Genomic DNA, 20,579 nt, shown 5'->3' on the forward strand with positions numbered 1-20,579 from the left:
GTCAATCCAGCCGGTAGCGGATCAACCGGGAACTGTTGGCCACCACCGCGACCGACGATGCGTTGTGCAGGATCGCGGCCAGCACCGGCGACAGCGCGCCGCCCGCCCCGATCAGCAGGCCGGCCGCGTTGACGGCGATCGACATGCCGTAGTTCTGCTGAATGACGTCCACGGCGCGCGCACCCAGGTCCCGCACGTCGAGCAGCCGGTGCAGGTTGTCGTTGGCCAGTGCAACGTCGGCGGTCTCGACGGCGACGTCGGTGCCGGCCAGACCCATCGCGATCCCGATGTCGGCGGCGGCCAATGCGGGCGCGTCGTTGACGCCGTCGCCGACCATGCCGACCACGTAGCCGGCCTGCTGCAGCTCGCGTACCACTTCGAGCTTGTCCTCGGGCATCACCTCGGCGCGCCACTCGTCGATGCCCAGCTCCTCGGCCACCACCTTGGCGATATCTGGGTGGTCGCCGGTGAGCATCACGATGCGGCGAATCCCATTGACCCGCAACTGGTTCAGTACTTCTACGGCTTCGTCTCGGACTTCGTCACGCAGGCTGATCAGGCCCACCAGCGTGCCGTCCACCGCGAGCAGCAGCGGCGTCTCGGCCTGCGAGCGCAGCTTGGCGACCCATTCAGACGCTTTCTTGGACACCTTGACCTTTTCGGCGCGCAGCAGCCCCGGGCTACCCAGCAGTAGGGTGCGCCCGTCGGCCCAGGTCCGCATGCCTAGGCCCACTAGCACCTCGCACTCCTCGTGTGGCGGGATGCTGATGTGGCGCTCCTCGGTGGAGCGGATCACGGCTTCGGCCAGCGGATGTCGCGAGTGGATCTCCGAGCTGGCGGCGTAGGCCAGCACCTGTTCGGGCTCCCACTCCTTGTGCAGGGAAACGATATTGGTGACCACTGGGCGTCCCACGGTCAACGTCCCGGTCTTGTCGAACACGATTGCGTCCACGCGGCCGGCCTGCTCGAGGTGTGAGCCGCCCTTGATCAGGATGCCGCGTCGGGCGCCGTTGCCTATCGCCGCGCTGATCGCCGTCGGGGTGGACAATCCCACCGCGCATGGGCACGCGATCAGCAGCATCGTCATCGCGCGCCTAACGTCGCCCGTGATCAGCAGGGTGAGACCCGAGACCAGGAAGGAGGTGGGCACGAAGCGGCGGGAGAAGTTCTCTCCGACGGTTTGGATCGGAGCCCGATCATGTTGGGCTTCTTCGACTCTGGTGATAATACGGCCGATCGTGGTCTGGTTGCCGACGGCCTGCGCGCGCACCACCAGCCGGCCCCGGACCACCACCGAACCGGCGTGTACGTGAGCCCCGACGACCACCGACACCGGTAGGTTCTCGCCGGTGATCGCGGACTGGTTGACCACCGCCTCGCCATCGACCACCTCGCCGTCGACCGGGATGGCGACGTGGTCGTGGATCACCACCTCGTCGCCGATCTGCACAGTGTCGATCGCCACCTGCACCTCGGTGCCGTCGCCGAGGCGGATCCAGGCGGTGTCCTGGCTGCCGCGCAGCAGGTCGGAGATGGCGCGCCGGGTCCGGCGCAGGGTCAGATCCTGCAGGTACTCACCGATGTTGAGCAGCCACAGCACCGTCAGCGCGACCACGTTCTCGCGCAGGATCAGACTGGCGACCGTCGCCGCCGAGACCAGCGCATCGGTGCCGAGCTTGCCCGAACTCACCGAGCGCAGGGCTCCGCGCAGGAATGGGTAGCCGGTGAAGATGGTGACGCCGGTGGCCACCACGCGTCCGCTCGGACCGAGCAGCGGGGGCCGCGCGAACACGTATCGGCGCACCCCGAGCAGTGCCAGCGCCGCGCCGCCGATAACCATGCGCAGCACATCGGTGTTGCGGATCTCGCTGGAGTGCGGCGCCCTGGCGGGGATCAGCTCGGCGGCAACGGTTTCGGCGGCACTGATCGCATCGAGCACGGCGCCGCGGTCACACCGGGTGGGGGAGTACCACACGACCACCGAACCGGTGCGCGGGTAAGCGTGCACCACCCGAACGCCGTTGACCTGGGCGACAGCGTCTTCCACCGCGACGGCCCGCCGCGAGTCCGAACGCACCCAATCCACCCGCACCCGCATTCGGCCGGCGGCGTCGGAGACCACCGCCAAGTCGCGGTCGGCCGCGGTGACGAGCGCCTCCGAAGCAAGAACCGTCACGATCAGTGGTCGTGGTCGTGGACGTCCCCGACGGCAGGTGTGGGTGCTTCTTCGCCGATGCGGTCGCGGGCCTCGGCCATCACGTCGGCGATCTTGAGCCGGGCCGACTCGGCGGCTTCCTCGGCTTTGCGGGTGCTACGCAGGCCCAGTTCGGCGCTCTTGACCGCGGTCTCGTGCAGGGGCGCCTTCTTGGCGGCTTTCTTCAGCACTTCGTATGCGGTGACCCCGGCGAGGCCGGTGAGTACCGTCGAAGCCGCCTTTGCGAATAGCACCTGCACCGCCATCGTCACGCCTTTCTGTGGGAGTTCCCCGACGCTAACATCAAAATATCGCGATATCAACATGTATCCGAAAGCCGCGCCGGGCGGCGCCGTTGATGTCGACCTACGCGATGACTATGCCGGGCGTGCCGTCGCCACCATTGGAACCGTTGGGGCCGCCGCTTCCCCCCATGCCAGCCTTTCCGGCCGTGGCCAGCAATGTTCCATTGGTGTTGCCGCCGTTGCCCCCATTGCCGCCGTTACTGCCATCGAGTGAGCCATCGCCACCGTCGCCACCGCTGCCGCCGTTGGCGGTGTTGACCGCAGTGGCAGACGCTGTACCGCCGCTCCCGCCGTCACCGCCACCCGCGCCGCCGTCTGCGCCGAACCCGCCCGCGCCGCCACGGGCCACCGCTCCGGCAACGCTGTGAGTGATTTCTGCCGTGCCGCCGTTTCCGCCCGCCCCGCCGATGCCGGCGGCACCGCCGCTGGCGCCACGCGCGCCGTCGCCGCCGACAGCGTCGCCGGACCCCGCGTTGTTGGCAAACCCGCCGTTACCGCCAGCTCCGCCGCCGGCGCCGCCGGTGCCGCCGGACGCGCCGGAATGGCCGATGGCGTCGCCGCTCCCGGCAACGATGGCGGCCCAGCCCCCGTTTCCGCCGGCACCGCCGATGCCCGTGTCGCTGTGGCCACCGCGACCCCCCGCTGCTCCGTAAGCGTCTTGCGACGAGGACGCATTGACAATCTCCACACTGCCGCCGGTGCCACCGGCGCCGCCGTTGCCGCTGCTAGCGGCGCCACCGCCGCCGCCGGCACCGCCAGCGCCCGTGCCGAGTCCATACTGGACTGCCCAGCCGCCGTCGCCACCGGCACCGCCAGTGGTCCCGGTGCCGCCGCGACCGCCGGCACCGCCGGCGGCGGCGCCCATCGAAGTGGGATCGGTAACTTCGGCGGCACCGCCGCCGCCGCCCTTGCCGCCGACTCCGGTGCCGCCTGCGCCGCCGTCCGCTCCCGCACCGGCGGTGGCGCTACCGGCTCCGGCGGCGGACGCCGAACCTCCGTCACCGCCGTTGCCGCCTCCGGTCGCACCGCTGCCGCCGCGGCCGCCTTCGCCGCCCACAGCGTCGCCCTGGCCGTTGTGGGTCGCAAAGCCGCCCGATCCGCCGTTTCCGCCGCTGCCCGAGGTGCTGTCACCGCCCGCGCCGCCGTCGCCGGCGGTGACCGTAGAGGTCGCGGTTGTGCCGGCGTTTCTCGCGGCTCCGCCGTTACCGCCGTCGCCACCGTTGCCGACGGTCGCCGCGCCGCCGGCGCCGCCGTGGCCCGCATACAGGTAGCCGGATCCCTGCGCACCTCTGGCGTCGCCGCCGTGGCCACCGTTGCCGTTGGTGCCGCCGGCAGCTCCGTCGGCGCCGTCGGCGCCGATCGCCTTCCCGGTTCCCTCGGTGTAGCCGAGGCCGCCATTGCCCCCGTTCCCGCCGTTGCCAGACACGCTGGTGCCGGCGGCGCCAGCCGCTGCCCCGTAGACGTCGACGGTCGAGGATGCGTTCAGCGATGCTGCGGCGCCGCCATTGCCGCCGTTTCCGCCGCTGCCGGTGGTGGCGGCACCACCGCTGCCACCGGCGCCGGCGGTGACCGCGCCCGTCCCGTAATTGACAGCGATGCCGCCGTCGCCGCCATTGCCTCCGGTGGTGCCGGCCGCACCATTGCCGCCGGCGCCGCTGGAGGCGACCGCTGTCGAACCAGGTCCGTTAACCGTTGCCATGCCGCCGCGCCCGCCATTGCCGCCGAGGCCGGTGGTGCCGCCCCCTCGGCCGTCGGCCCCATTGCCTCCCACTGCGGCACCGCCGCCGGAGGTCTCGGCCGTACCGCCGAACCCGCCGTCACCGCCCCCGGCTGGGCCGGCGCCGCCGCCGGCTCCCTGTCCGCCGAAGGCAGCCCCGCTGCCGATGTTTTGTGCGCCGCCACCCGCACCGCCGCGGCCGCCGAACGCATTGCCGCTGTCTGCGCCGGCGCCGCCGTTGCCCGCGTGGGCGTCTCCGCTTCCGGCCGCGCCGGCGAAGCCACCGACACCCCCGCGGCCGCCGTCCTCGGTTGCTCCGAATCCGCCCTCGCCACCGGTCGCGCCGGTGGCGTCTCCGGCTCCGTATGTGACTGCCCATCCGCCATCGCCGCCGTCGCCGCCGAACCTGGCTCCCAATCCGCCCGCGCCGCCCGCACCGCCCATTGCGTGGCCGTCGCCGTTGTTGTCCGCTTGGCCGCCGTTGCCGCCACGGCCACCGCGGCCGGTCAAGCCCTCACCGCCGTCGCCGCCCTGTCCGCCTGTCGCCGAACCGGTGCCGTTGCTGACGGCTTCGCCGCCGTATCCGCCGTCGCCACCGTCGGCACCGAATCCACCTTTGCCGCCAGTGCCGCCAATGCCCGTGTCGCCGCCGGTGCCGCCGGTGCCGCCGGTGCCGGCACTGCCGCCCTCGCCGGCCGTGCCGCCCTGCCCGCCTCGACCACCGCTGGCGCCGGACAAGCCGGCGCCGCCTTCCCCGCCGGTGCCGCCGTTGCCACCGGCGCCGCCGTTGCCGTTGATGCCACCGTTGCCGGCCCCACCGCCACCGCCGGCGCCGCCGTTGCCGCCCATGCTGCCCTGGCCGCCGGTTCCCGTGCCGACGGCGAGTGTTCCTTCCATCCCGGCACCGCCGGTACCGCCGGTGCCGCCGGCGCCGCCGGTACCCATCGCACCGCTCGCGGCACTGGCGTAACCGGCGCCGCCCACACCCGCGGCACCTCCGGTTCCGCCCGCGCCGCCGGTTCCGGCGCCCGAACCGTTGTCGGTGGCCCCGGTGCCGCCGTGACCGCCCATGCCGCCGGTACCCCCGGTGCCACCGGCGCCGCCAATGCCGTTGGCGCCGGCGGTGCTGCCGAATAGCCCCCCGGGTTGCCCGCCTGCCCCGCCCGCACCGCCGAGGCCGCCGCCACCCCCTTGTCCACCCGTGCCGCCGGCGCCACCCGCGCCGTCGTCGATGCCGGCGACCCCCGTGGCGCCCGCCGCACCTGCGCCGCCGGTACCGCCGGTGCCGCCGACGCCGCCCGCCCCGCCGGCGCCCCCGTTGCCCCACAGGATGCCGCCATTGCCGCCGGCCCCGCCGGTTGCGCCGGCGCCGCCGGTCCCGCCGATCACACCGGTGGCCCCAACCGAGCCGGTGGCGCCGATGCCGCCGGTCCCGCCGTTGCCGCCATGGCCGAACAGTCCGGCGTCGCCGCCGCGGCCACCGGCTTGCCCGACCGCGCCGGAGCCGCCGTTGCCGCCGTTGCCCCAGAGCAATCCGCCCGCACCGCCATTCGCGCCGGTGCCGGCCGCGCCGTCGGTGCCGTTGCCGATCAGCGGACGGCCCAACAACGTGTTGGTGGGTGCGTTGATCACACCGAGCACCAGCTCCTCGATACGTTGCAGCGGTGCGGCGTTGGCCGCTTCGGCCAGCGCGTACGCACTGCCGGCTCCGGTCAGCGTCCGCACGAATTGTGCGTGAAAGGCATTGGCCTGCACGTGTAGCGCCTGAAACTGCCGGCCGTGGTCGGAGAACAGCGCGGCGATAGCCGCTGAAACCTCGTCGGCGGCTGCGGCGGCCATTCCCGTTGTCGCCGTGGCGGCGGTATGTGTTGCGGAGCTGACCGTCGAACCGACCCCGGCCAGCTCAGCGGCGACGGCGGCAACTTCCTCTGGCACTGCGAAGACGTACGACACCTATTCCTCCATGACGCGCCGACAATAAGATTCCGGAGTGGTCAGATTGCGGCCCGGTTCGCGCAATGACCAGTCATCGACGTCCGGATGCTATAGGTCAAATTTAGGGCAGAAGTGGCTTTTCGAAATATCTATGACGAGACTCTTTAGTTCTTCAAATAAAAATCAAATGATTTGTCAATAAAATTCACACGGGCGGCGTCTTGATGCATTACCTGGACGAATCATGTTGTAGCTCAGTTCATCTACGTCCACCGTGGACGCGGCGGTCCATTTATCACAACGTGGCGTGAAACAACTGCCGGATATCGATTCGCCTTGTCAAACAATTTGACATTCGCCGGACTTGTTCCGTGGAATGCGTCAAAGCCTGCGGGTGACTTTCTCGGTTTCGATCCGGCGCTGGATTGTCGCCAAATCTGGGTTAGCCACCTGTACCAGCGACCCCCCAACCGACAGCACTGCCAGCAAACCGTCCACCAAGAGTTCGGGCCGTTCCCACGACGCGGTGGACAGCACCCGGTCCGCCGACGTCAGACCGTGCAGCGCCGCCGATTGCGCACATGCCGCTAGCAGCTGCGCGGTCGACTGCCCGGCCAGCGCCGGGCCGGGCTGTGCTTCGGGCACGATCTGGTCGCCGTGCACCCGCACCGCGGTGGCGTAGTCGGTGACACCGATCGGCAGGTCGGGAGCCGGCTTGCCGAACGGGTCCAGCGACAGCACCGCCACATCACCATTGCCGCTGCCTTCGGCAACCACCAGATCCGCCTCATCGAGGCGGTCGGCGGTGCACAACGCGATATCGGCGGGGCCGTCGAGTATCACCTCGGCGCCGATCCACCACACCCCGAACAACACCGCCGCCGTCTGCCAATGCGCCGGCAATAGCACCGCAACCCGGCTGCCCGGTCCGGCGCCCAGTTCGTCGCGCAGCAGGTTGGCCGTCTTGGCGGCCCAGTTCGCGAGCGTGACCGCGGAAAGCTCGATACGTTCACCGGTGGAGTCGTCGTAGTAGGTGATGCGTGGGCCGACGGGGTCGGCGCGCAGCATCGGGTCCAGGATCGCTCCGCTGAGTGTTAGTTGCCCCACGAAGTGGTCAGTTTATGCACTCCGGGTTGTCCGAACCCGCGGTGAGGATTGGCGACGGCGCGGGCGCGGTCGAGTTCGCGGCGCCGACGGTCGAGGCGCGAACCGGCGTCACCGTCCCGCCGTCGAGGCCGGATCCGGGACCGGTGTAGTCGTTGGCCAGCACCACCCGCACCGCTCTCGCCGGGATCGACGAGTCCGCGACGACGGGCAGGCCACCCAGCTGCTTGGCCACTTCCTGGGCGCCCAGGTCGTCGGTTTTGGCGGTGCGCACCTGGCTGTTCTTGACGTGGCCACCCTCGTTGTTGCCGACTGTCCCGGCGGTGAAGCCCTTGGCGGTCAACACATCCGAGACGGCGGAGGCGAGCCCGTTGATGTCGGTGTCGTTGACCACGTTGGCGGTGGTCTTGGCGGGCGCGTACGCCAGTTCCTCGGTGTGGCCCTGGTCCTGCTCGTGCAGCAGCCCGGCGACCCAGTCCTGCACCTGGTGCGGATCCACTCGCACCACGCTCTGCATGCCGTCGTCGCTCCAGCCGGCTCCGTCGAGCACCGGGATCGTGGCGAACGCAACCTTGCCGCCAGCCAGGCTCTGCAGTTGACGGACGAAGTCCATGATGTCCCAGCCCGACGAGATCACCACCGAGCGCTGCACCGCCTGTTCCAGCCGCTTGAGCGTGGCCGGGCTGGACAGCGTCCTACCCGAGATCACCCGGTGCGCCAGCGAGGCCATCACAACCTGCTGTCGCACTACCCGGTCCAGGTCGCCACGGGGCAGCTCGTGGCGCTGCCGGACAAAGCTGAGTGCCTGGGGTCCGTTCAGCTTCTGGCGGCCGGCCGGGAAGTCGGCGCCCGAAAGGGGTTCGAACACCGCCTCTTTGAGGCATACGTCGACGCCTCCGAGCGCGTCCGCGATCAGGGCGAAGCCCAGCAGGCCGATTTCGGCGTAGTGGTCGACGGTGACTCCGGTGAGGTCGGCCACCGTCTTGATCAGGGCCGTCCGTCCGGCTTCGGTGCCTGCGGCCGCGGCCTCGGCGGCCGAGGCGCCGGCTTTGACCAGGCTGGTCCGCTTGGCTTCACGGGTTTGCCCGTAGACGCCGTTGATCTTGGTCTTGCCCAGGCCGGGCGCCTGTACGTAGGAGTCGCGGGGGATCGAGATCGCGGTTGCCGACTTCCCGTTGTTAGGGATCCGGACCAGGATGATCGTGTCGGTGTTGGTGGCTTCCTCGTCGCCGGCGCGCAAGGTCGCCAGTTCCTCGGGTGTCAGGGCATTGCCGTGTGCGTCGGTCCGGCTGTCGAGGCCGACCAGCAGGATGTCGATGGCGCCGTCGTCGCCGCCGTGTCCCAGCGAGGGCGACGACATGTGGAAGATGCCGTCTTCGAAGGACCTGACGTTGCTCCAGGCCACGCCGGTGCCGATCACTACGGCCACCGCCATGACGGTGCAAACCACACGAATCACACGAGCCACAGTTTGCGCAGGCATCACTGTAGGTTACTTGCGCAACATCGTGTTTCCGGGTAGCTCGCCTCGGCGTGCCAGACTCAAACCATGGCGGGCAGGCTTGTGGTCACCGGTGCGGGGGGGCAGTTGGGGAGCTTGGTGGCCGCGCAAGCTACCCGCGCTGGCCGCGACGTGCTGGCCAGGACTTCCTCCCAATGGGACATCACCGATCCTGTGCTGGCCGAGCAGCTGATCCAGGCCGGCGACACCGTGATCAACTGCGCCGCCTACACCAATGTCGACGGCGCCGAGACCGACGAGGCCGGCGCGTACGCCGTCAACGCCGCCGGCCCGGAGCACCTGGCCAGGGCCTGCGCGCGGGTCGGGGCGGACCTCGTTCACGTCTCGACCGACTTTGTGTTCAACGGCGATTTTGGGGACGCACCACCACATCCCTACGAGCCGGGCGACCCCACCGCGCCGCAGGGCGTCTACGCGCGCAGCAAGTTGGCCGGGGAACGGGCGGTGCACGCCGCGCTGCCCGACGCCGTCGTGGTGCGCACCGCGTGGGTCTACACCGGCGGCATCGACCGCAGCGACTTCGTCGCCGTGATGCAGCGGCTGGCGGCCGGTGCGGGTCCGATCAAGGTAGTCGGCGACCAGACCGGCTCTCCCACCTACTCCGCCGACCTGGCCGCGGGGCTGCTGGAGTTGGCCGACAGCGCGGTTCGCGGTCGCGTGCTGCACGCCACTAACGAGGGTGTGGTCTCCCGCTACGAGCAGGCCTGCGCAGTGTTCGAGGAAACCGGCGCCGACCCGCAACGGGTCAGTCCGTGCAGTGCCGACGAATTCCCGCGGGCGGCCGCGCGGCCGTGCTATTCAGCGCTCTCCAACCGGGAGTGGGGCGCGGCGGGCTTGACACCGCTACGCCCTTGGCGCAGTGCACTTGTCGCGGCACTTGCCGCGACGGGCGCCGACGTACCGTTACCCTCTACGCGTGACTGACGTTCTGCCGGTGGTGGCGGTGACCTATTCGCCGGGTCCGCACCTGGAGCGGTTTTTGGCGTCACTATCCCTTGCCACCGAACGCCCCGTCAGTGTGCTGTTGGCCGACAACGGCTCCACCGACGGCACACCACAAGCCGCCGTGATGCGCTATCCCAACGTCAGGTTGTTACCTACCGGGTCCAATCTCGGTTACGGGACGGCGGTCAACCGCACGGTCGCCAAGCTGGCGCAGCGCGACGAAAGCTGGGTCGAAGACTGGATGATCGTGGCCAACCCGGATGTGCAATGGGGTCCGGGCAGCATCGACGCGCTGCTCGAGGCGGCCGGCCGATGGCCCAGGGCAGGCGCCCTTGGACCCCTGATTCGCGACCCGGATGGGTCGGTGTACCCGTCGGCGCGCCACCTGCCCAGCCTGGTCCGCGGCGGCATGCACGCGTTACTAGGGCCGGTCTGGCCACGCAACCGCTGGACCACGGCATACCGCCAAGAGCACCTGGAACCCAGCGAGCGTCCGGTGGGCTGGCTGTCGGGGTCGTGCCTGCTGGTCCGCCGGGCCGCCTTCGAGCAAATCGGCGGCTTCGACGAGCGTTACTTCATGTACATGGAGGACGTCGACCTTGGCGACCGGCTGGGCAAGGCCGGCTGGCAGTCCATCTACGTGCCGTCGGCGGAAGTGCTGCACCACAAGGGCCACTCGACCGGGCGCGACCCGGCCAGCCATCTGGCCGCGCACCACCGAAGTACCTATATCTTTCTGGCCGACCGGCATTCCGGCTGGTGGCGGGCACCGCTGCGCTGGACGTTGCGAGGCTCACTGGCCCTGCGCTCTCGGGTGATGGTGCGCAGCGCACTGCGCAGGTCCCGCAAGTCGTTGCGCAGAGAGTTGAAGATGGCAGAAGGGCGGCGCTGAGGTGGCACCCCACGAAGTCGACGCGGTGGTCCTGGTTGGCGGCAAAGGAACCCGGCTGCGTCCGCTGACGCTGTCCGCGCCCAAGCCGATGTTGCCGACGGCGGGGCTGCCGTTCCTGACTCACCTGCTGTCGCGGATCGCTGCCGCGGGCATCGAGCACGTAGTGCTGGGTACCTCCTACCGGGCCGAGGTATTCGAGGCCGAGTTCGGTGACGGGTCCAAGCTTGGACTGCAGATCGAGTATGTGACCGAGGAGAACCCGCTGGGCACCGGCGGCGGCATCGCCAACGTGGCCAGCAAGCTGCGCCACGACACGGTGATGGTTTTCAACGGCGATGTGCTGTCCGGCGCGGACCTGGGCCAGCTGCTGGACTTTCATCGCGCCCGCCGCGCCGACGTGACCCTGCACCTGGTGCGGGTCGGTGACCCCCGAGCGTTCGGCTGCGTGCCCACCGACGATAACGACCGCGTCGTCGCCTTTCTCGAAAAGACGCAGGATCCGCCGACCGACCAGATCAACGCCGGCTGCTACGTCTTCTCCCGCGGCGTCATCGACCGGATACCGCGCGGGCGCGAGGTATCAGTCGAGCGGGAGGTGTTCCCGGCGTTGCTGTCGGATCCCGCGACGAAGGTTTGCGGCTACGTCGACGCGTCCTATTGGCGCGACATGGGCACCCCAGAGGACTTCGTGCGCGGATCGGCGGATCTGGTGCGCGGGATCGCGCCGTCGCCGGCGCTGCACGGCCAGCGCGGCGAGCAGCTGGTGCACGACGGCGCCGCGGTGGCGCCGGGCGCGCTGCTGATCGGCGGCACGGTGGTCGGCCGCGGCGCCGAGATTGGCCCCGGGGTGCGGCTAGACGGGGCGGTGATCTTCGACGGCGTCAAGGTCGAGGCGGGCAGCGTGATTGAACGCTCGATCATCGGCTTCGGTGCCCGCATCGGCCCGCGGGCGCTGATCCGCGACGGCGTGATCGGCGACGGCGCCGATATCGGCGCCCGCTGCGAACTCTTGCGCGGCGCGCGGGTGTGGCCGGGGGTCTCGATTCCCGACGGCGGCATCCGCTATTCGTCGGACGTCTGAGCACCGCCGGCCGTGACCTGGTTCCCTTGTCGGGAGCGCATCAAGCTGGAGGGACGCTGGACGTCAAGACCGGCGAGCTCGGGTCACCAACTGCCGTAGCGCGAAATCGGTGCCGTCCGGCAATTCGTCGACCGGCCACCATTTCAGATCGTCGGACTCGTCGCTGAGCACGATCCGCGCCCCGGCCGGCGCGTGCGCTACGAACTGCAGATCCAGATGCCTGGTTGGCATTCCCAGTGAGCACGTCAGCGCATGGACGTGCACGGCAACCAGATTCGGGTCCAGCCGCAGGTCGATGATGCCGGATTCTTCGGTGGCCTCGCGCAGCGCGGCGGCCAGTATGTCGGTGTCCTCGTCCTCGCAGTGGCCACCCAGCTGGACCCAGCGACGCAGCCGCGGGTGCAGGGTGAGCAACACCCGCTCGCCCCGGTCGTCGAGCACCAGCGTCGACGCGGTGATATGGCCGGGTTCGCACGCGCGCTGGCAGGCGTCTTCGCGAGCCAGCACGAAACCCAGTACGGCCTGACGCAACGCGTCCTGCGCGCCGTCGGCTGCTTCCCACTCCGTGAGCAGCCCAATCACCGACTCCCGCAGCGTCATCGGCCCCTCCGTCCGGTGCGGCGGTCCCGCAGAGCGATCCACGCCGCGCGGCACTCCGCCACCACAGCCGGCGACAAACCCAGCCCCTCGATCAGCACCCGGCGATCCACTAGGTCCAGCGCCTTCTCGATCTCGTTGGCCCGCAACAGAAGATCGACATCGGCCGCCAGGCCGGGACGGGCGCACGCGGGCGGTGGTAGCGGCAGCCGTTCGGCCTCGGCGGGTTCGAGTTCCAGGATCCCGCCGCCGTAGCTGCGGCCCATGGTCTCGGCGAAGGCGAAGGTAGCGCTGTTGTGGAACACCGCGGCTAGGGCGGTGGGCTCGATGCCCGGGGTGACCCGGACCCGGTGCACGGTATCGGTGCTTGTTGCCGCGGCCGCGTTGACGGTCAGCCGCGGCGCCTGGTGGATCTGGCGCAGCAGGAACAGATCCGGGTTCCACAACGACGGGGTCCTCCACCACGGTTTGCGCAGCGAGCACTTGTAGCCCAGGTGGACGCCGGCGGCCTCACCGGCCTCAATGTGTGCGGCTAGGGCGGTGTCGGTGGGCTGCGCCGGGGCATTGAGCAACCAGGTCCGTCTACCTCTCGCGACATCGTCACTGCGGCAATCGAAGTCATAGCGCAGGCCGGACAGCTGCACGCTGCGGGAAACCAGCGGGACGCAGTGCGGCGTGAGTCCCAGCTCGCGAGCCTGGGCGTCGGTGAAGGTGAAGAAGCTGTTGCGGCCGGTCACAATGCCAACGTCCACCCCGGCTACCCGGCCCAGCCGGGTCATGGCGGGGCCCTCCACGAGGTCGCGCAGCGTCTGGATCGCGGCTGGCCCGAGGAAGTACTTGGTCCACTTCTCGGTGTCGTGCAGCAGCGCGGGAGCCGCGTCGACGTTCAGGTCGGCGCCCTCCAGCGTGTCCGCGCCGGACAGCTGGACCGTGCGGATCTGCGCCGGCCCGGTGCCAACGACGCCGCAGAACAGCACCACCTCCTGCAGCACCCCGTCGAACACCAGCCGCCGGAAGCTGATCAGCGTGATCTCCCGATACCGACTCACCAGGAAATCTCGCAGCTGCGCGGCATAGCCGACCTGAAGCAGCTCGGCGGGTAGCACCAGCCCGACCCGGCCACCGGCGCGCACCAGTGCGGTGCTGGCCACCACGAAGGGGACCCACGCGTTGGTCAGCTTGGTGGGCCGCATCCCCTCGCGTCGCATGAGGTCCAATGCGGACTCCCGTTGTTCGGCGGGCCAATTGCCGAATCGGATGTAGGGCGGGTTGCCGGCGACGCCGTCCCACCCGGCGCTGCGCAGGGCGCCGGGCCAGGCGAACAGGTCGCAATTGTCGACCGGCGCGAACTGCCTTGCCTTGGCAGCTTCTTCGGCGACCAGCTCCACGCCGCGGGCCTGCCCGGTCAGTGTGGCGAGCTCGCGCAGGATGCTGCCGTCGCCGCAGGAGGGCTCCAGGATCCGGGACCCGGCTAGCGCGACCCACCCGGCCAGGAAGCGGGCAATCGGTTCCGGCGTGTAGTAGCCGCCGCGGACCTTCGCGGCCGAGGCGGGATTCTTGCCCGCGAACGTTGTCATTTCCGGATCAGCAAGTCTGCGACGGGCGCCGGCTCGCGCGGGCCGGCCGGCTCGGCGGGGTAGCCGATCGCGACGGCCCCCAGTGGCTCCCACTCGGCGGGCAGCGCCAGCTCGTCGCGGACTAGGTCCGCGGCGAAGATCGTCGACCCAATCCAGCAACTGCCCACCCCCCGCACCGCCAGCGCCACCAGCAGGGCCTGTACGGCAGCGCCCACCGCGACGGTGAACATGGTGTGCTCGGCGGCGGTGCGCGCTTCGTCAGGGTACTCGTGCGCACCGTCGGGAACCAGGAAGGGGATGACGACTTCGGTTGCGTCGTAGAGGATTTGGCCACGGGAAACCCTGCGTTCCACCGCGTCGGGCGGGCGGCCGTCGCCACTGAGGTCGCGGCGCCATTTGTCCTTCATCCGGTCCAGCAGCCTAGTGCGGGTCTGCGCGGTCTGCAGCCAGACGAACCGCACCGGCCGGGTGTGATGGGGGGCCGGGGCGGTCAGCGCCTCCGCGACGGCGGCCTCGATGAGTTCGGCGGGGATGGGCTGCGTGCTGAACTGCCGCACTGACCGACGCGTCAACTGGGCCTGGCGCCGGCCAAGATCCAGTGCCTCGGCGGTGCCGAGCCAGAACAAGTCCTCGTCGCCGGGGCGTACCAGGTCCCGGGCCGTCGAGCCGTCGTCGGCCGGTTGCAGCCCCCGCACCACGGCGACCGGCATCGCGGTCAGCTTGCCCTTGACCAGATCCGCCGCGGCCGCGACCTCGTCGGCGATGGCGATCTCGGTGACCACCAGGTCGTTGCCATGCTGGTCTACCGCACCCGAATAGTTGTGCAGCACAGCCAGACCCGAGCTGCCGACGGCGGCGTCGATCTGACCGTTGCGCCAGGCCCGGCCCATGGTGTCGGTAATGACTACGGCGACATCGACACCGAGTCGCTCGCGCAGGGCGGCCCGCAAGGCCGCGGCACTGCCGTCCGGGTCGAGGGGCAGCAGCGCCAATTCCGAACGGCCGACGTTGGATCCGTCCACACCGGCCGCGGCCTGCACCAGTCCCAGCCGGTTCTCGGTGATCAGGGTGCGTTCCTTGCGGGCCAGTACACGTACTGCCTCTTCTTCGACCAGCTTGCGGCGCAACGAATCTCGCTCCTCGGCGGCCAAAGGTGCCGGCACCAGCCGGCCTTCGCACTTGGACACCACCTTGCTGGTGACCACCACCACGTCGCCGTCGCGCAGCCATGGCGTGGCGGCTGCCAGGGCCGCACCCAGGTCGTCGCCCGGCCGGAACTCGGGAAGCTCGGTAACGGGCAGGATTTCGATGGCAGCGGCGGTACCGTGTTCGCCGGTTGGCGGTAGAGCCGGCTGTCGACTCACTCCGTCACGCCCGCAATCTCGAGCCCGGCCCGCACCATCTCGGCGGTGGCGGCCGGGTTGCTCATCATCAGTGGAATGGAGCGCGTCGTCACTCCGTCGATTTCGGCTGAGTCGCCGTCGTGGACCAGCCAGCAGTCCAGGATGCCGGTACTGCTGCGGGCGCCGTAGTACTGGCCGACTGCTTGGGCGGTGGACTCGACCCCGATCACCGACAGGCAGGCATCGGCCATGCCTCGCAACGGCTTACCGCCGATGATCGGCGAGTAGCCGACGACGGGCGCCGAGGCCGCTCGCAGTGCGGCCCGGATGCCGGGCACTGCGAGGATAGCGCCGACGCTGACCACCGGGTTCGACGGTGCCAGCATGATGGCGTCGGCCTCGGCGATTGCGACAAGTGCTTCGTTTGTGGCGCTTGCCTTTTCGGCCCCCACGAACGCGAAGCTGTGGGTGGGCACTTGGGCGCGGTACCGTACCCACCACTCCTGGAAGTGGATCGCCCGCCGGGTCGCGGATTCTGGGTCGGTGATCACGACGTGCGTTTCGCAACGGTCGTCGCTGACCGGTAGCAACAGTGCTCCGGGTTGCCAACGGTCGCACAGTGCCGAGGTGATCTGTGTCAGCGGGTAGCCGGCGTTGAGCATCTGGGTGCGTACCAGGTGCGTGGCCAAATCACGGTCGCCGAGTCCGAACCAGTCGGGCGCTACGCCATAGCGCGCGAGTTCCTCCTTGGCGTGCCAGGTTTCGTCACGGTGACCCCAGCCGCGTTCCGGGTCCACACCGCCGCCCAGGGTGTACATGCAGGTGTCGAGGTCGGGGCAGACCCGCACCCCGTGGATCCAGGCGTCGTCGCCAATGTTGACCACGGCCCGCAAGTCGTGGCCGTTATCCCCGGATTGAGCAAACTGGCCGAGGCCCAGCAGCTGCTGCACCCCGAGCAGGAATCGGGCACCCCCGACGCCGCCGACGAGAACGGTGACCTTCACACCGCAGGACAGTACCCCCGCGCGTGTGGCATGGTGGTTCCGGTAACCGCTGTGGCGCAAGGGACTTGTGATGAATCTGTGGCCGACACGCCGCGTCCCTACCACAACAGAATCGCCGAAATTCGATCACGAGATGGTATGGAAATCCGCCGAAGTGCTTGACCAAGATCGCCGACCCGTGTCTAATCACATCAGTGTCATTTCCCGGTTGGCCGGCCGGTTCCGGTGTCGCAGACCGAGATTCGATCACTTGTTCGAATTGGGTATCTGTACATCAGAACAGTGGGAAACTATTTCATTCTCTATCAGTGAGGAGGCGGAGGCATGTCCTATGAGTACCTTCGGGGCGTAATGGGAAGCACACCGCACGCCGTTCCCGGTTCCGCCGTGACGTCTTTGCCAATGCCGACGGCACCTGTCCGCCCTCATCTGAGTGTGGTTCCCGACGCACCGTCCGCGTTCGAGCCGGAGCCGTTGGAGGAAGTCCCCGCCGATCAGTGGCAGGACAAGGCGTTGTGCGCGCAGACCGACCCAGAAGCCTTCTTCCCGGAGAAGGGCGGCTCGACGCGCGAGGCGAAGAAGATCTGCCTGGGCTGCGAGGTCCGGCACGAATGCCTGGAATATGCGCTGGCCCACGACGAGCGCTTCGGGATCTGGGGCGGTTTGTCGGAACGGGAACGCCGCCGCCTCAAGCGCGGTATTATCTAGCCCGCCTTGCGAATAGGCGAGTATTCAGTCGTCGATCGTCGGGTCGATAACCGAGGGCTCGACGTCCAGAAAGATGGCCACTTGGGCCACCAGTATCTCGTGCAGTAAGTCGCCGAGTTCGACGGTGTCCTTCGCTCGTCGCTCAATTGGCTTGCGGAACAACACAATTCGTGCCCGCGTGGCGTTGCCGCGGACATCGACCCCGGCCGGGATCAGCCGGGCCAAAGCGATCGGACCGTCGGCGATCACCTCCGGGGGCCACTGCACGCTATCGGGATCCTTGGCCGAGATGCGCGGAATCTCGTCGACGGCGATGTCGAGCTCGGCCACCCGGTCTCGCCAGCGCCGCTCGATGGGTTCGTAGCACTCGAGCACCGCCATGTCGAAGCGTTCCGCCCGGCTCCGCCACCCCGGCACCGTCGGCGGCAGTAGCGGGCCGCGTGGATCGCGACCCCGTCGCCGGGATCGGCGGCGGAATGCTCCGGCCGGCCCGATCCAGGGTCGATCACTGCGGCCACAACCGCGGGAATCGCTCACGCGCCGATGGTAACGGTTGCACATCGTGCGCCGACGCGTTGCGCGTGTCCGGCGCTTGCGCGGCGTCAGCGCGCGATAGCCTTTCGATCGTGAACGTACCCCGTCGCTGCTGCCGGCCCGGGTGTCCGCACTATGCAGTGGCAACGCTGACGTTCGTCTACTCGGACTCCACGGCGGTGGTCGGCCCACTCGCTACCGCGCGGGAACCCCATTCCTGGGACTTGTGCGTCGGTCATGCCGGCCGCATCACCGCCCCCCGCGGGTGGGAACTTGTCCGTCACGCCGGGCCGCTCAATGCCGAGCCTGTCAACCCCGACGAAGACGACCTGGTCGCCCTGGCCGACGCGGTGCGCGAGGGCGGCGCTGCCCGGGCCAACGCGGTTGTCAACGGCTTCACCGCCGAGGTCTACGACGGGTACGACGACGTCCCGCGTACCAACGGTGCCGGGGACCTGCACACTGCCGGTGCCCACGCCACCGCGCCCAGCGGCGGTCTGCTGGCGCCGCCCGAGCACCGCTCCGGTCGGCGTCGCGGGCATTTGCGGGTATTGCCCGATCCTTCCGACTAAGCACCTGCCGTGCCGGTCGGGGGTGGCCGATAGGCTGGCGGCCAAGAGTTCACGTCGTCAGGAGCACCCCGCATGTCTTGGCCCGCCGCGGCTGTCCACCGTGTCATCAAGGCATATGACGTGCGTGGGCTTGTCGGAGACGAGATCACCGAACCGTTCGTCACCGATGTCGGCGCCGCATTCGCCCGGCTGATGCGTGCCGAGGGCGCCGGGCAGGTGGTGATCGGGCATGACATGCGCGACAGTTCCCCGGCGCTGGCGGCCGCGTTCGCGCGTGGAGTACTCGGCGAGGGCCTGGACGTGGTGCGCATCGGTTTGGCGTCCACCGATCAGCTGTACTTCGCCTCGGGGCAGCTGAACTGCCCGGGTGCCATGTTCACCGCCAGCCACAATCCGGCGGCGTACAACGGCATCAAACTGTGCCGCGCCGGCGCCAAACCGGTCGGCAAGGACACCGGTCTGACGACCATCAGCGAGGACCTGATCGCCGGGAACCCAAGTGCCTATCAGGGCGCGCCCGGCGCCGCCGCCGACAAGGACGTGCTAGCCGACTACGGGGCGTTCCTGCGGTCCCTGGTGAACACCGATGGCCTGCGCCCGCTGCGGGTCGCGGTGGACGCCGGCAACGGGATGGCCGGGCACACCACGCCCGCCGTGCTGGGCGCGATCGAATCGATCACCTTGCTGCCCTTGTACTTTGAGCTCGACGGCACATTTCCCAACCACGAGGCCAACCCGCTGGACCCGGCGAACCTGCTGGACCTGCAGAACTTCGTGCGTGAGACCGGCGCCGATATCGGGCTGGCTTTCGACGGCGATGCAGACCGCTGCTTCGTCGTCGACGAACGCGGCCGGCCGGTCTCCCCGTCGACGGTCACCAGCCTGGTGGCCGCCCGCGAGCTGGGCCGCGAGATCGGCGCCACGGTGATCCACAACGTGATCACTTCCCGCGCCGTGCCCGAATTGGTGGCTGAGCGCGGCGGCACACCGCTGCGCTCACGCGTCGGCCATTCCTATATCAAGGCGCTGATGGCCGAAACCGGCGCCATCTTCGGCGGCGAACATTCGGCGCACTATTACTTCCGCGACTTCTGGGGTGCCGACTCGGGGATGCTGGCCGCCCTGTATGTGCTCGCGGCGCTGGGGGAGCAACATCGTCCGCTGTCGGAGTTGACCGCGGACTACCAGCGCTACGAATCCTCCGGCGAGATCAACTTCACCGTGGCGGACGCGCCGGCCGCGGTGGACGCGGTGTTGAAGGCGTTCGCCAGCCAGATCCACTCCATCGATCACCTCGACGGCGTAACGGTCGACCTGGGCGGCGGCAGCTGGTTCAACTTGCGCAGTTCCAACACCGAGCCGTTGTTGCGGCTCAACGTCGAGGGGCGCAGCATCGAAGACGTGGACGCGGTGGTCGGCCAGGTCAGTGCACAGATCGAGGCGCAGGCAGGCCGGGACGGGGCCGGACCGTGAACGCGATCGGCGCCGTCGATCTGGGAGACACCGACGGTCTGCTCGCCGCTGACCGCGACGGCTTGCTGCGGGCAGCGTCGATGGCCGGCGCTCAGGTGCGTGCGGTGGCCGCCGCGCTGGACGAAGGAGACCTGGACCTGCTGCGCGAGCCGGAGAACAAGCCGCGCACGGTGATCTGGGTGTCCGGGCGCGGCACCGCCGAATCGGCCGGTGCCCTGTTGGCCGCGACGCAGGCCGGCGCGGCCGCCGAGCCCATCGTGCTGGCTAGCGAGGCGCCGCCGTGGGTCGGACCGCTCGACGTGTTGATCGTGGCCGGCGACGATCCGGGGGATCCCACCCTGGTCGGCGCTGCGGCGACCGGGGTGCGGCGCGGCGCCCGGGTAGTGGTGGTGGCGCCCTACGAAGGTCCGCTGCGCGACTCCACGGCGGGCCGGGTCGCGGTGCTGGCTCCGCGGCTGTGGTCGGCCGACGGGTTCGGTTTGTGCCGGTATCTGGCGGCGGGCTTGGCCGTGCTGCAGGTGGTCGACTCCCGGCTGCGCGTCGATCTGGCGGCACTGGCCGACGAGCTGGACGCCGAGGCGCTGCGCAATAGCGCCGCGCGGGAACTGTTCACCAATCCCGCCAAGACACTGGCCGCGCGTATGACCGATCACCGGGTGGTGTTGGCCGGTGACAACGCGGCGACGCTGGCGCTGGCCCGGCACGGCAGTTCGGTGTTGTTGCGTAACGCGCACCAAGCGGTAGCGGGTACCGGGCTGGCCGACGCGCTGGCCGCGCTGCGCGACGGGCACAGCAGATCCCAATCGTCCACCGAGGCTCTCTTCCACGATGAGCAGATCGACGGGCCGTTGCCGCAGCGCCTGCGGGTGCTGGCACTGACGCTTGCCGACGAGCGCACCGTGGTCACGGCCCGCGTCGCCGGGCTCGACGAGGTCTATCTGGTCGGTGCCCAAGACGACCCGGGTTTGCCGCCGGCGCCCATTGCGGCGCAACGGGCCGAGCTGCAGCTGGCAGTATTGGCCGTTCGGTTGGAGATGGCCGCGGTTTACCTGCGACTGGCACGGGGATAGATAAAC

The 20,579-nt window shown here is 69.6% G+C and carries 17 protein-coding genes; 7 read left to right on the top strand and 10 right to left on the bottom strand.

Translation table 11 applies throughout. The features are described from left to right. Window position 1 precedes the first annotated feature (1 nt). From ctpC to H0P51_RS06325, 5 genes are all read right to left on the bottom strand, one after another. On the bottom strand, window positions 2–2,098 hold the full coding sequence (ctpC, locus tag H0P51_RS06305) for a manganese-exporting P-type ATPase CtpC (RefSeq protein ID WP_180918779.1): 2,097 nt from the start codon (window positions 2,096–2,098) through the stop codon (window positions 2–4). 80 nt (window positions 2,099–2,178) lie between these two features. Continuing rightward, on the bottom strand, window positions 2,179–2,460 hold the full coding sequence (locus tag H0P51_RS06310) for a DUF1490 family protein (RefSeq protein WP_180917132.1): 282 nt from the start codon (window positions 2,458–2,460) through the stop codon (window positions 2,179–2,181). 100 nt (window positions 2,461–2,560) lie between these two features. Then, the gene (locus H0P51_RS28840; RefSeq protein ID WP_213016728.1) at window positions 2,561–6,169 is read right to left on the bottom strand and encodes a PE family protein; all 3,609 of its coding nucleotides are present in this window, start codon (window positions 6,167–6,169) and stop codon (window positions 2,561–2,563) included. A 363-nt stretch (window positions 6,170–6,532) separates the two neighbouring features. Further along, window positions 6,533–7,219: a TIGR03089 family protein gene (locus H0P51_RS06320; protein ID WP_180918780.1), complete on the bottom strand. Its 687-nt coding sequence runs from the start codon at window positions 7,217–7,219 to the stop codon at window positions 6,533–6,535. A gap of 46 nt (window positions 7,220–7,265) precedes the next feature. Next, window positions 7,266–8,741, bottom strand: coding sequence for an LCP family protein (locus H0P51_RS06325; protein WP_180917133.1), 1,476 nt, complete (start codon window positions 8,739–8,741; stop codon window positions 7,266–7,268). 63 nt (window positions 8,742–8,804) lie between these two features. Here H0P51_RS06325 and rfbD point away from each other — a divergent pair, with 63 nt between their 5' ends. Genes rfbD through manB form a run of 3 tightly spaced genes read left to right on the top strand, consistent with a single transcriptional unit; the run spans window position 8,805 to window position 11,695 of the window. Then, window positions 8,805–9,701, top strand: coding sequence for a dTDP-4-dehydrorhamnose reductase (rfbD, locus tag H0P51_RS06330; protein ID WP_180917134.1), 897 nt, complete (start codon window positions 8,805–8,807; stop codon window positions 9,699–9,701). Between the two features lie 10 nt (window positions 9,702–9,711). Then, window positions 9,712–10,614, top strand: a complete 903-nt coding sequence (locus H0P51_RS06335) for a glycosyltransferase family 2 protein (protein ID WP_180918781.1) — start codon at window positions 9,712–9,714, stop codon at window positions 10,612–10,614. A 1-nt stretch (window position 10,615) separates the two neighbouring features. Further along, on the top strand, window positions 10,616–11,695 hold the full coding sequence (gene manB / locus H0P51_RS06340; protein WP_180917135.1) for a mannose-1-phosphate guanylyltransferase: 1,080 nt from the start codon (window positions 10,616–10,618) through the stop codon (window positions 11,693–11,695). A 63-nt stretch (window positions 11,696–11,758) separates the two neighbouring features. Here manB and H0P51_RS06345 read toward each other — a convergent pair whose 3' ends face one another. Genes H0P51_RS06345 through cofD form a run of 4 tightly spaced genes read right to left on the bottom strand, consistent with a single transcriptional unit; the run spans window position 11,759 to window position 16,216 of the window. Then, complete coding sequence (locus H0P51_RS06345) at window positions 11,759–12,295, bottom strand: NUDIX hydrolase (RefSeq protein WP_180917136.1); 537 nt, start codon at window positions 12,293–12,295, stop codon at window positions 11,759–11,761. Further along, window positions 12,292–13,869: an Eco57I restriction-modification methylase domain-containing protein gene (locus H0P51_RS06350; protein WP_180917137.1), complete on the bottom strand. Its 1,578-nt coding sequence runs from the start codon at window positions 13,867–13,869 to the stop codon at window positions 12,292–12,294. The genes H0P51_RS06345 and H0P51_RS06350 overlap by 4 nt, the downstream gene beginning before the upstream one ends. Then, window positions 13,866–15,233 carry a coenzyme F420-0:L-glutamate ligase gene (locus H0P51_RS06355; RefSeq protein ID WP_180917138.1) on the bottom strand — a complete coding sequence of 456 codons (1,368 nt, stop codon included), beginning with the start codon at window positions 15,231–15,233 and terminating at the stop codon, window positions 13,866–13,868. The genes H0P51_RS06350 and H0P51_RS06355 overlap by 4 nt, the downstream gene beginning before the upstream one ends. Next, entirely contained in the window at window positions 15,230–16,216 is a 987-nt protein-coding gene (gene cofD, locus H0P51_RS06360) for a 2-phospho-L-lactate transferase (protein WP_180917139.1), read from the bottom strand. Before cofD ends, H0P51_RS06355 begins: the two co-directional genes overlap by 4 nt. Window positions 16,217–16,567: 351 nt before the next feature. Between cofD and H0P51_RS06365 the strand changes: the two genes are divergently transcribed. After that, the gene (locus H0P51_RS06365; RefSeq protein WP_425489020.1) at window positions 16,568–16,924 is read left to right on the top strand and encodes a WhiB family transcriptional regulator; all 357 of its coding nucleotides are present in this window, start codon (window positions 16,568–16,570) and stop codon (window positions 16,922–16,924) included. A gap of 24 nt (window positions 16,925–16,948) precedes the next feature. Here the strand turns inward: H0P51_RS06365 and H0P51_RS06370 are convergent, their stop codons facing one another. Continuing rightward, window positions 16,949–17,419, bottom strand: coding sequence for a metallopeptidase family protein (locus H0P51_RS06370; protein ID WP_180918783.1), 471 nt, complete (start codon window positions 17,417–17,419; stop codon window positions 16,949–16,951). Window positions 17,420–17,550: 131 nt separating this feature from the next. On the opposite strand from H0P51_RS06370, the gene H0P51_RS06375 reads away from it, so the two are divergent. The 3 genes from H0P51_RS06375 (at window position 17,551) to H0P51_RS06385 (ending at window position 20,573) form a co-directional block, all read left to right on the top strand. Beyond that, on the top strand, window positions 17,551–18,030 hold the full coding sequence (locus tag H0P51_RS06375; RefSeq protein ID WP_180917140.1) for a DUF3499 domain-containing protein: 480 nt from the start codon (window positions 17,551–17,553) through the stop codon (window positions 18,028–18,030). A 72-nt stretch (window positions 18,031–18,102) separates the two neighbouring features. Continuing rightward, a complete protein-coding gene (locus H0P51_RS06380; RefSeq protein WP_180917141.1) occupies window positions 18,103–19,503 on the top strand; it encodes a phosphomannomutase/phosphoglucomutase in 1,401 nt (466 codons plus the stop codon). Beyond that, on the top strand, window positions 19,500–20,573 hold the full coding sequence (locus tag H0P51_RS06385) for a TobH protein (protein ID WP_180917142.1): 1,074 nt from the start codon (window positions 19,500–19,502) through the stop codon (window positions 20,571–20,573). Before H0P51_RS06380 ends, H0P51_RS06385 begins: the two co-directional genes overlap by 4 nt. Window positions 20,574–20,579 lie beyond the last annotated feature (6 nt).

Origin of the sequence: Mycobacterium vicinigordonae (assembly GCF_013466425.1) — a bacterium.
In the GTDB taxonomy this organism is placed as follows: Bacteria; Actinomycetota; Actinomycetes; order Mycobacteriales; family Mycobacteriaceae; genus Mycobacterium; species Mycobacterium vicinigordonae.

Coding starts and splice junctions, on each gene's coding strand:
- H0P51_RS06320 (WP_180918780.1), bottom strand. CDS start 7,219: ATGCTGCGCGCCGACCCCGTCGGCCCACGCATCACCTACTACGACGAC.
- ctpC (WP_180918779.1), bottom strand. CDS start 2,098: ATGCGGGTGCGGGTGGATTGGGTGCGTTCGGACTCGCGGCGGGCCGTC.
- H0P51_RS06365 (WP_425489020.1), top strand. CDS start 16,568: ATGGGAAGCACACCGCACGCCGTTCCCGGTTCCGCCGTGACGTCTTTG.
- H0P51_RS06350 (WP_180917137.1), bottom strand. CDS start 13,869: ATGACAACGTTCGCGGGCAAGAATCCCGCCTCGGCCGCGAAGGTCCGC.
- H0P51_RS06345 (WP_180917136.1), bottom strand. CDS start 12,295: ATGACGCTGCGGGAGTCGGTGATTGGGCTGCTCACGGAGTGGGAAGCA.
- H0P51_RS06310 (WP_180917132.1), bottom strand. CDS start 2,460: ATGGCGGTGCAGGTGCTATTCGCAAAGGCGGCTTCGACGGTACTCACC.
- H0P51_RS06380 (WP_180917141.1), top strand. CDS start 18,103: ATGTCTTGGCCCGCCGCGGCTGTCCACCGTGTCATCAAGGCATATGAC.
- rfbD (WP_180917134.1), top strand. CDS start 8,805: ATGGCGGGCAGGCTTGTGGTCACCGGTGCGGGGGGGCAGTTGGGGAGC.